The organism is Sedimentitalea sp. (assembly GCF_039973035.1).
Lineage (GTDB): Bacteria > Pseudomonadota > Alphaproteobacteria > Rhodobacterales > Rhodobacteraceae > Sedimentitalea.
The window spans coordinates 1-9,746 of the sequence record NZ_JBDWLR010000002.1 but is presented as its reverse complement, the minus strand read 5'-3'; the positions used below and the strand labels follow the sequence as shown (position 1 = coordinate 9,746).

Here is a 9,746-nt window from a genome sequence, read left to right as displayed (position 1 = left end):
GTGATCGCCATCCTCGCCGTCTTTCGGTTTGGACTGGAAGGCCACCAGTTCTGTCACGGCCACCGGGAAATCCAGCTTGATCGAGAGAAAGACTTCGCCGTCTGCGGTCTTGGTGTTTTCGAACACCGCGCCGACGCGGCGGTAGGCGGTTTGCTCCTGGCCGTCTTTCTGGAAGGTGACGGGAACGGTGAGGGTGTAGCTGGTCATGTCTGATCTCCTTGGTTTCGATGGCTTGCAAAGAGCGGATTGTGTCAGGACAGGGCGCAAGCAGAAATGCGGAGGCTCCGCCGATGGGGGAAGCCGTATTTCTGCTTACCGGAGCGGAGCGCAGGGCACGACTTGGCCGCGATCCGCGATAAGACATCAGAAGAAACAAAGGGGGTCAGACATGACCCGCAGCCGCCCGATGTCCTTGCCCGGTTCAGGGGAAGAGGCCAGGTAAAAAAAGACGCGCCGAACTGCAACAATCGGGAAAACCCCCAAGACAGCTGGCGACGGACCTTGCAAGAAGCGGGGGATAGTCGTGGCCGTGCTCATGCCAGTGGTGTTGGACATGCGAAAGCCGGCAGAGCGACAGAGGATGCAGGGCAGGACCAAAGGAGGGAATATGACGCGCCACTGGCGCATCATCGCTTTGTTCCGGCCTGTGATTGCGATCGCCGAACAGGTGGCCTCGTTCTCGATCTACGTGGTGGACAGCGACACGGTACACGCCAGAGACCTATGAACCGGGACGCGATTACGAACTGGCGCTTGGCCGCGCGGTGAGGAACCAACTACGTGAGCTGATGGCAAGCGTGCGGAGCGTCGATCTGGTGATCCTGCCGGGACGGGACAAGTTTAATCGCGGACTGGCGCGGCTCTATGTCGAGCGCACTGACGCGGCTGATATTCTGCTTTCTGAGGGACTGGCACGGCGATATGGCGGTGGCAGAAGATCCAGTTGGTGCTACTGAGCCTCCCGCGACTGCGGGCGCAACGCGCATAGCGCGGGGCCGCACGGGGCAGGGCACAGCCCTGGCCGGTGCGGGCAAAACGAGCAGTGGCCAAGCTCGCAACATCAGACAAAAAAGGTGCCCCGCCGAAGCGGGGCCAGTCTTTTCCCCACCACAAGGAAACTCGAAACTCATTCGGGCTGCGGCCTAATTCCCACGCGTCCCTGTGGATTGATGAGCCACATGTCGTCTGAAAATTCAATGCTGGCGTCCGGGCCGTGCTGATCGACAAACACGCGGTCGGCCTCTGCTTTGCGGCTCATGTGCAGATCGTTGGATCTGTGACCACTTGATCGGATGCACCAGAGGCCGGGGCCTTTGCCGCAATCAGGACAGCGGACGGCCAAGACGGGGTAACGGTGGGCGGTGAAATCAGGCATGACAACCTCCATCATTTGGATTGATCCGACCCCCGTTCCGGTGGGTCGGCAAAAGCGGGAAGGGCAGGGCATCGCGTGTGACGCGCCCCATGCTGAAGCTGTGCCGGACATCCAGCAGATTGACGGGATCGGCGGGCGGGGCGCGAACACCCCGCCCTCGGATTCAGGTCATGCCCTCGGGCACCCACGCGGCGATCCGCGCGGCTTGCGCGTCGGTGACGCCAAGGGCGCTGCGGGTCGCCGCGTCAGAAAACAGGTCTTGCAACTTGTCGGCCTTCTCGCCCTTTTTCAGCTTGGCAAACGTCGTGGCGGTCGGGTGATCTTCGGCAAGCTCCAGCAGCTCGCGCCACAGATCGTTGAGGTATGGGCCGCCGACGCGCTTGAAGAAGTTCTCGGCGGTGGGGGTCCAGACCTCGCGGATGCTTGGCTCGGTCTCCTTGTCCACCAGTGTTGTCAGTTTCTCATCGCCGCCCCGATATTGCGCCGCAAGGAACCGGGTCAACTCGCGGCGCACATGGTCTGCGCCTTTCTTGCGGAACGCCCGGAACGACGCGGCAAGGTCTTTGCTCTCCCACATATCGCGCGGCGGATGGGTGGTCAGGCGCGCGTCCAGCGCATAACCCTCGGCCTCGGTTGTGGGCCAGTTCGGGGCCTCGTTCATGGACAGGGCAAGCGGATTGTTCCAGTGCAACGCGTGGCTCAGCTGATAGGCCAGAAGGTCGATCAACAGGTCCGGGTCGCGCAAAACCGCATGTTGTCGCGCGCCTTGCGCGATGCGGGACAGATCCTCGGCCAGCTTGGCAGAGATTGGCGATTTCGGTGCGGCATCGGTCTTATGGGCCGACGCTCTCAGAAACCCGGCTTTGATCGCGGCGGACCGGTCCTCGCGGGTGACAAGCCCCTCGCATGTCTGCAACGCGCCGCTCTGATCGACATGGACAAGGACACCGGAAACCGCTTTCTGCGCGGCGCTAAACGCACCAGCCTGTATGTTCTCCAGTGCGGCAAACTCGGCTTCGCCTGCCGCGTCCAGAGCATCGGCTTCCATCAGGGCTGCCAGTGCGTCATATCGTTTGACTTCGGCTTCGGTCAGCTCGCCTTCTTCGGCATAGATGCGGTCCAGCTTGCGGTCTTCGATGCAGTGATAACCGATGTAAGGGACGTCCATCGCCTCGGCCCATTTCCAGCCTTCGGCGGTCAGGGCGTTCGCAGTGGCGTCCAGCTTGGCCACAAACAGGTCTTCCAGAAGGGCCACATCGTCCAGATAGGTCTGGTCGGCAAAAAGGTCGCCGGTCATGCGACCGCCTGCGGCCTCGTAGACATCCAGCCCGACAAAAACGGCGCGGCGGTCGGTCTGGCGCACGGAGTCAGGTTTGAGCATCTGCTTGATCTGGTGATCGCTGTGATGTTCGCCCCGGACTTGTTCCAGAACCGCCAGTGCGTTGGTCTCGTCCTCGCTGATGGTGAAGGCGGCGGCGTTGGACAGGCTGATTTCCCCGGCTTTCAACGCATCCAGCACCGGTGCGGGAAGGCCTGCCAATTTGAGCCTGCGATAGACATGCGGTTCGGTCACGCCATAGGCGACAGCGATAGCCGGCACCGCCACGCCGCGCCGTTCCATCGCGCCAAAGTCGCGGATTTCATCTGCGGGGTGCAGGGCTTCGCGCTGCGCGTTCTCGCTGGTTGCCCAGAACGCGGCGGTCTGCTGATCGGGGGCCATGCGGACGGTGATGGCCTGAAACCGGGGGTCGTCCTGCAACAAGGCGAGCGCGCGAAACCGGCGTCCGCCTGCCACGATCCCGACTTTGCCACTTGCATCCCGCAAGCCTGCCGGGTTCTGGATCAAGCCAAGCTGGCGAATGTTCGCGGCAAGGGCTTCAATCGCCTCGTCACTCACAACGCTGCGCGGGTTGATGTCGTGCAGGTAAATGTCAGCGAAAGGGATTTGCTCGTCGGTTGCGGCAATGATTTTGCTCTGGTCGGTCATGGGACTGTTCCTTGATATGTGAGGAAGGGGTGCCGCACCCTTTGGGCGCGGCGGGCCGCTGGTGCGGTTCTAGTATTCGTGGCGCTGCATGATGGTCAGAACGCGGCGGGTCTCGGCTGTGTTGGCCGGGTTTTCGCTGCCGTATCTGTAGGGGCGGTCGTAAAGGTCGATTTTCCAAAACAGCTTGACCGTTTCGCCCTCGCTCTCGATTTCAAACCCGCCAAAGCTGTGATCGGCGTGGGGGTCGTTGTCCTCGGTGAAGGTGTCGAAAGTCTGCACGGCAACCATGATTTTCACCTGTGCGGCGAAGGGCAGGGAGGCCACGCCCTGCGTCGTGACGATCCGACCGGGAATGGTGAAATCCGCCCCCCAGGTCTTGCGAAACTGGTCGTTCTGCTTGGCGACACGCCGCGCCTGGATCTCGGCGGCGGTCGTTTCAATGGCGTCAGTGGTCATGCGCGTTGTTCCTTTGTGGTGGTGCCACGTTTCCGGTCTTGATGCCGAAAATCAGGGCGGGGTTTCTGGCGAGGACACGCGAAGCGCGCCCCTCTCCTGAAAGCCTGCCACCCGGCGAGGGCAGGGGGGGAACCGCCGCAATGCTGAAATCAAACCCAAAGGGGAGGGGGATCACCCGGCCTGCACAAGCCAAAGGCGCGGAAGGCCGGGGAAACCTCTTTGGGTGCAGAATTCAGGGTTGCGGTGGGGGACCGGCGGTCCCCTTATGGACGCGCACCATGCGCGTCCCGGCATGCAGGGGCGTTCGGAGCTGGCGACGAAACCCCCGGTGCCCCAGGGATCGTTTCTCAAACGGGCCGCTCACAAGGCCGCAGCCGACCATGTGACAAGGTGTGCATCCTGGCTCGGATGAGACAGGGCGCGCATCATTGGATCAGGGAGGATGGGGGCGAAGGGTGCGGGTCGAAGGTCAGCTCTGCTGGCTGGAGACAAGAGCGCGGCGACACGCCCGAGGGGCGGGACGGGGGCCATCAAATAGACGATGGTTGGAATGTTTGGAACAGTTGGGGCCCGTTCTTTTCCTAAGGCTCAGATTGAAGCACCCCTGACGCCGCGAACAGTTCACAAATTTTGGACATCGTATTGTCTCGGACCTCTGGCGTTTCATAAAGAACATCGTGCCTCGCATTTGGGACGAGCTCAAGTTTCCCTCGTGACCATCGTGCCATTCGATCCTGTGCTGCCGGAATAGCTACGATACTATCTTCGGCGCCGCAGAACGTGATGCACGGAATGTCAGGGGAAGGTATCTTTGACAGAGACCTTGTTTCTTTGAGTGTCTGATAAAGCCAACCCATACTTGGTCCGCCAATTTGTTGGTCCACCAAGTTTTCGGAAATATTCTGATAATACTCATACATGCCCAAGTCATGTGTCAGCCGGTTTTCATCGAAAGGTGTGGTTAGCACATAGCTTTCTCCACGGGTTCCGGGAGCATAGGCGTGGCTTTTCCCAATCAGTTGAGCCGCCCAGGTCAGAGGCCAGGCGGCAAACCGTTGAAAGGCGGAAAGGTTTATGTCCCACAATGGAGCCGAGAATGCGCAGGCTGACATGGGCAGACCTTCAGACAACGCTCGCAAACCAATGCCGGCCCCTAGCGAGTGCCCGAACAGATACCAGGGTTTTGGCAGATCGAGAGTCTCGGCGGCCTTGAGCATGGCCGCAACATCTTTTTGGTAGTCTGAAAACCGATCAACATGACCTACCATTCGATCATTTGTGAGCCGATCAGAAAGCCCTTGGCCGCGCCAATCAACTGCAAACGCAACGTATCCAGCTTTATGTAGTCCATCAACGGCGCGCCCATACTTTTCCATGTTCTCAGTGCGTCCCTGGAACACAAAGACCGTGCCTTTGGGGGCCTCTTCGGTCGGCCAATGCGCAACGCGAAGACGCACCTTGTCCTCGGTGATAATCCAATATGCACTCACGTTGCTCGGTCCCTCAGCTACTTGAAGGAAGAATGGCGCATGGCCCATCATACCAGCACGACTCATGTTGATCTTTCTTTTCGGGAATCCCGGCTCCACATGGAGGCCGGTTTGGTGAGCAGGTAGCCTGTTAAGGCCAACGAAAAAGCCAAGAAAATCGTAAATCCGGGTAGGACACCAATCAGAAAGTAGCTGATAACCAACAGCGCCATAGTCCCATTCATCACCACCCATGGTGCAATTAGCCGGTTATGCCATTCCGCCAGATGAAGACGCGCAAACATCCATCGTATTTTGATTGACGCATTCGCAAAGGTGCCCACAATCGCCAGCAAGCAAAAGAAGCTATAGAAGCTCCCTGGAGCGATCCTCGACAATGTGCTTTCCTTTGCAATGGAGTCGTGGTTCCCAAACGGAGAACCGAAATCCGCAACCAGCCAGTCGATTATGTTGGTGCTATTTGACTGTAGAAAGCTGGATTGGAGCTTCATCAGAATGGTGATCAGGACACCCAATGCCGTGCACCGAAAAATCCCGTTCATCAGCAAGAAACTGATGTTTTCAATCTCTGGGATGAATTCCTCGCTGGATTGGGCCTCAAGACCTTTCATAAGACTTACGTAGTCATCCTTCATCAAGTGAAGGATGATGTGGCCAGTGAAGAAGAGGTAGGCTGTAAAGCCATTGTACAGAAACACGAGACTGGTAAAGGCAATCGCGCTCGGTACTGATATTAGGTCAGGGCGCAAGATGGCTATGCGACTCCAATCTACCGCCCAATTGCCTGGGTCGCTCTCCAGCAACGGGGTCAGATGTGTAGCCGTCCAATTGTACCCCGAGGCTACTATCACGGTTACAAAAAACGTCGCCCAAAACGCGTAGGACGCCGCTGTAAGTCTATGTTCCCAGCTGACACCCAGAAATTCGGGATCGTTGAAATCCGCAAGCCTGGTTCGCCACTCCTCTTTCCAGCAACGCAGCAAATCCATCAATAGAACCAGGAACAACGGCAGAACTGCCAGGAATGTGATTGTCCAGTTTGGGGCCCACAAGAAACCGACTTGCCTGGGCGGGCCGTTCTCTGGGGTGAAAACTACACTGTGGACATTCAGCGTGAACGAAATCAATGCCAGCGTGCAAGCACCTGTAAAAACCACGAGCGGCAAAGCCATAGAGCTTTGACTGTCAAAGAGCGCTTCCGTTTTTTTCGCCAGATTGAAACGCCAATTGATCTCTTGAGCGGTGACAGCCGATGCCCTCGCACGGGTGTATCCTGCTTCGATCTTCTGAACCGTTTCCGTTGAGCCTAGCCGGGGCCGATTGCCAACTTTCTTCCTCTTCCGTTTCTCAGCGAGCCGCCTGTTCGCAGCGCTAAGCTCGACCTGCCAAAGACTGGTGGCGTCTGGATCGTTGCATCCAAATATCCGTGCCAGCCAACGGATATTATTGGTGCTGATGCCGTTATCATTGTCTTGAAACCAGATCTGCACGGTGCGCAAATCGATGTCGCCGTCGTAACCATCAATGGCAGAGATTGCTTCGGCTATGGTTTCTGGTGTCCAAGGACCGTCAGGAAACCCCTGACGGTCGACCGGCCGGCCGGCACCTTCCGCCGCCAAGCGGGCGAACAATACCTTGAAGGTGTCCGAACTCTGCTGCGGTGCGACAAAATATTTGCCGTTTTTAATCAAAGCACTGCGGGTCTTTTTTTCATATCTTTTCGTCCCTTTTCGTATTTTGTCGTGCGTTAGTAGAAAATTGTAGCACAACTATAACGTGTTGTCGTTGCTGCTACCCACATCCAATATAAAATCAGTTTTGTTGGTACGTGGGTGCCGAAAAACAGGGGGACTTATCGTGACAACCGTTGTGAGAACATTGCCGAAACCAATCGCACCAAAGGCGTCAACGAGGCCCGATCGCGAAGTCAGAAATCGTAAGCACGCAAGACCGATCTTGCGCATCCTGGATAGGAACACGCGCGAGGTCGTGGGGTGGATGTATGAATGGAACACCGGCGCACTTGTTCCGATGTGGAAAGCAGAGGTCTGTGAAGACGTCATCTATGATTGAAGGGGCGTTGGCGGAAGAGCGTAGAACCCCAAGCGGCTTTCGGATATCGCACGTTCGACGTCAGACGGGAAATTGTCGAAACGCGGCTCGCACCCCACGTGACGACCGGCGTCATTGCAAACGGTGTGTCTTTGTCCCGTCGCAGCAGGCAGCTCTCTTGTCGTGATCCGGTGTCCGCCCTGAAATTTCGAGCACAAGCTTTCGCCGTACGGTTCCTGCGAAGGTGTCGCGCCCCTCTGCCGTGACCATGAACGCGCCTGGACCACCGATGATGCGATTGGAATATTCTTCTTCCAGATTCGCGCCAGCTCGTCTGCCGTCTTCCGGACGCAGGATCGGTAAGGCGTTGATCGTGATGCCGGCTGCAAGCACTTCCTCACGCGCGGCAGCGATCGACGGACCTGAAGAGTTTCGAATACTGTCGCCGGAGAAGTCGATCACCGCGCGGGGCGCGACAATGTCGTTTCTCTCGATCAATCTCTTGGCGTCGAGCAATGCACCGCCAATAGCGTTGCTGCCGTAGGCCTGCCGCGGCGGGCCGGCCAGTGCGTCGGCAAAGGCCTGCGCGCTGCTCATGCCGTCCACGATCATCCACTCCACCACGACCGCGGTGTTGCTCGCCCATTCCACATAAGTTACGGCGACATTGCCGTAGAGAGAGTTTTCGATGGCGGACAGGACCTGCGGGTCGGTCATGGCCAGAGCGTACCCCTGCCGTTGAAAGGCGAGTTCTTCGGCGTCGATCGAGCCCGAGGCATCGGCAAGCAACACGAGCTCCAGACCGACTTCGCGCTGAGTCTGGGCCACGACCTGATCAGCCATAAAAAGGCAAAAGAGCAGCGCGAAAAACCTCATGGATTCGATCTTAACGTGATCCGCGCGATACACAATCCAGCTGGCCCGTACCACGTTTTCGGAAAAGGTGACGTGCGCAGGCAACAGGATGTCTCAGGCGCCCTCGCTTAGGGCTGCCGGAATGATTGAGCGTTCGATCAGGTCCATCAGGTCGCCGAAGTACCCGCCGCTGCGGGCGGGTCGGGTGGAATCGGAGGTGATGGCAATACACAGTCCGAGGTCCGGGAAGATACAGATCACCTGCCCGCCGTAGCCGCGCGCCAACGCATAGCTATGGCCGCGCACGGTACCCATGAACCAGCCGTATCCGTAGCTGAGCCCGGAAAAGGGGGAGCGGGTTCGGGGACGCAAGGACCGCGTCACCCAATCTTCACTCAGCACCTCGACACCCCCCCATCGTCCGCCGTTCAGGTAGAGTTCCCCGAACCGCACCATTGCGGGCACGCTCAGCGCCATTTCATTGCCGCCAAGATAGCGCCCCTGCGGATCTCGGGTCCATGCCGGGATGTCGATTTCCAGCGGCTGGCCAAGACGCTGCCGCGCAAGCGACAACAGGCTCTTCCCGGAACGTTCCGATAGCACCGCACCGAGAACGTGAAATGAGCCCGTCGAATAGAGCATCCGGCTGCCCGGCTCGGCGACGAAAGGCCGACCGAGGGCATCGTTGACCCAGTTGCCGCTGCTGACCCAAGCGCCATAATTCGCACCCGAGGTTCGTTCCAGCCCGGCCTGCATCGTCACCAGATGCTCGATGGTGATGTCCCCCACCCGCGGGTCAGCGCCACGGGGGATCAACCGCGGTGCAAGTTCGGCCAGTGTCGCATCGAGCGACCGGATCTCGCCCCGATCGATTGCGATTCCCGTCAATGCCGCAACGATTGTCTTTGAGACCGACTTGACGGGCACGGCACGTCCGATGGAAGGACCTCGGAAGGCTTCCGACACCTTCGTCTGGCCATGACGTTGCACGACCAGCGCGTGACACTGATCCAACGCCCGCGCTTTGTTAGCGACAGTTTGCCAGCTTCCGGATCGAGCCGCGGTCGGCGAGGCGCACAGTGCGGTCGCACCGAATACAAAATGGCGGCGTTTCAGTCTGAGCATCCCTCGGCCTCGCGATTCATAGGCGAAGGGTAGACCGGATGTTCGACGGAGAAGATCATCATTCCGTGAGCCGACAAGGGCGATCTGTTCCTCGGTGATTGCGCAGGCGTTTCAAACGATCAATTATCCCATTCTTCCAGAAGTGTCTGTGGATGAACCTATTGATCCTGCAAGGCAGAGGGAAATATTTCATATCCGTCACTATTTGCATATTTCCAAGCGATCGCCTCGCGGTTTCGATCTGTCCCCGTACTTCGAAGTGATAGAGCTATGCCCGAATGTTGGTGACGGCGTGATCAGGCGGCTTTTTGAAGTTGCTTGATCCCGTCCTTGAATTCAATCCCCCGGATGATCTCAGGCATGCGGTTTGCGCCGTCGAGTTTGCGCCATTTGGTCTGGGCTGACA

9 protein-coding genes are annotated in these 9,746 nt (G+C 58.4%); 1 reads left to right on the top strand and 8 read right to left on the bottom strand.

What is annotated here, in order from left to right:
- Positions 1-207, bottom strand: a 207-nt coding sequence (locus ABJO75_RS00585) for a hypothetical protein (RefSeq protein WP_348128939.1), incomplete at its 3' end; no start/stop codon positions are given.
- 581 nt (positions 208-788) lie between these two features.
- On the opposite strand from ABJO75_RS00585, the gene ABJO75_RS00580 reads away from it, so the two are divergent.
- The gene (locus ABJO75_RS00580) at positions 789-956 is read left to right on the top strand and encodes a hypothetical protein (protein ID WP_348128936.1); all 168 of its coding nucleotides are present in this window, start codon (positions 789-791) and stop codon (positions 954-956) included.
- A 170-nt stretch (positions 957-1,126) separates the two neighbouring features.
- On the opposite strand, the gene ABJO75_RS00575 is transcribed toward ABJO75_RS00580, so the two are convergent.
- The 7 genes from ABJO75_RS00575 to ABJO75_RS00545 all read right to left on the bottom strand — a co-directional run bounded on the left by ABJO75_RS00575 (position 1,127) and on the right by ABJO75_RS00545 (position 9,340).
- A complete protein-coding gene (locus ABJO75_RS00575; RefSeq protein ID WP_348413992.1) occupies positions 1,127-1,375 on the bottom strand; it encodes a hypothetical protein in 249 nt (82 codons plus the stop codon).
- Positions 1,376-1,538: 163 nt separating this feature from the next.
- Positions 1,539-3,362, bottom strand: a complete 1,824-nt coding sequence (locus ABJO75_RS00570; RefSeq protein ID WP_348128931.1) for a ParB N-terminal domain-containing protein — start codon at positions 3,360-3,362, stop codon at positions 1,539-1,541.
- A gap of 69 nt (positions 3,363-3,431) precedes the next feature.
- Entirely contained in the window at positions 3,432-3,818 is a 387-nt protein-coding gene (locus ABJO75_RS00565; protein WP_348128929.1) for a DUF3768 domain-containing protein, read from the bottom strand.
- 581 nt (positions 3,819-4,399) lie between these two features.
- Entirely contained in the window at positions 4,400-5,374 is a 975-nt protein-coding gene (locus tag ABJO75_RS00560; RefSeq protein ID WP_348128926.1) for an alpha/beta hydrolase, read from the bottom strand.
- A complete protein-coding gene (locus ABJO75_RS00555; protein ID WP_348128924.1) occupies positions 5,371-6,999 on the bottom strand; it encodes a hypothetical protein in 1,629 nt (542 codons plus the stop codon). The genes ABJO75_RS00560 and ABJO75_RS00555 overlap by 4 nt, the downstream gene beginning before the upstream one ends.
- 493 nt (positions 7,000-7,492) lie before the next feature.
- The gene (locus tag ABJO75_RS00550) at positions 7,493-8,203 is read right to left on the bottom strand and encodes a DUF1194 domain-containing protein (protein WP_348128942.1); all 711 of its coding nucleotides are present in this window, start codon (positions 8,201-8,203) and stop codon (positions 7,493-7,495) included.
- A 126-nt stretch (positions 8,204-8,329) separates the two neighbouring features.
- Complete coding sequence (locus ABJO75_RS00545) at positions 8,330-9,340, bottom strand: serine hydrolase (RefSeq protein WP_348128921.1); 1,011 nt, start codon at positions 9,338-9,340, stop codon at positions 8,330-8,332.
- Positions 9,341-9,746 lie beyond the last annotated feature (406 nt).

Coding starts and splice junctions, on each gene's coding strand:
- ABJO75_RS00565 (WP_348128929.1), bottom strand. CDS start 3,818: ATGACCACTGACGCCATTGAAACGACCGCCGCCGAGATCCAGGCGCGG.
- ABJO75_RS00580 (WP_348128936.1), top strand. CDS start 789: ATGGCAAGCGTGCGGAGCGTCGATCTGGTGATCCTGCCGGGACGGGAC.
- ABJO75_RS00560 (WP_348128926.1), bottom strand. CDS start 5,374: ATGAGTCGTGCTGGTATGATGGGCCATGCGCCATTCTTCCTTCAAGTA.
- ABJO75_RS00550 (WP_348128942.1), bottom strand. CDS start 8,203: ATGGCTGATCAGGTCGTGGCCCAGACTCAGCGCGAAGTCGGTCTGGAG.
- ABJO75_RS00570 (WP_348128931.1), bottom strand. CDS start 3,362: ATGACCGACCAGAGCAAAATCATTGCCGCAACCGACGAGCAAATCCCT.
- ABJO75_RS00575 (WP_348413992.1), bottom strand. CDS start 1,375: ATGCCTGATTTCACCGCCCACCGTTACCCCGTCTTGGCCGTCCGCTGT.
- ABJO75_RS00545 (WP_348128921.1), bottom strand. CDS start 9,340: ATGCTCAGACTGAAACGCCGCCATTTTGTATTCGGTGCGACCGCACTG.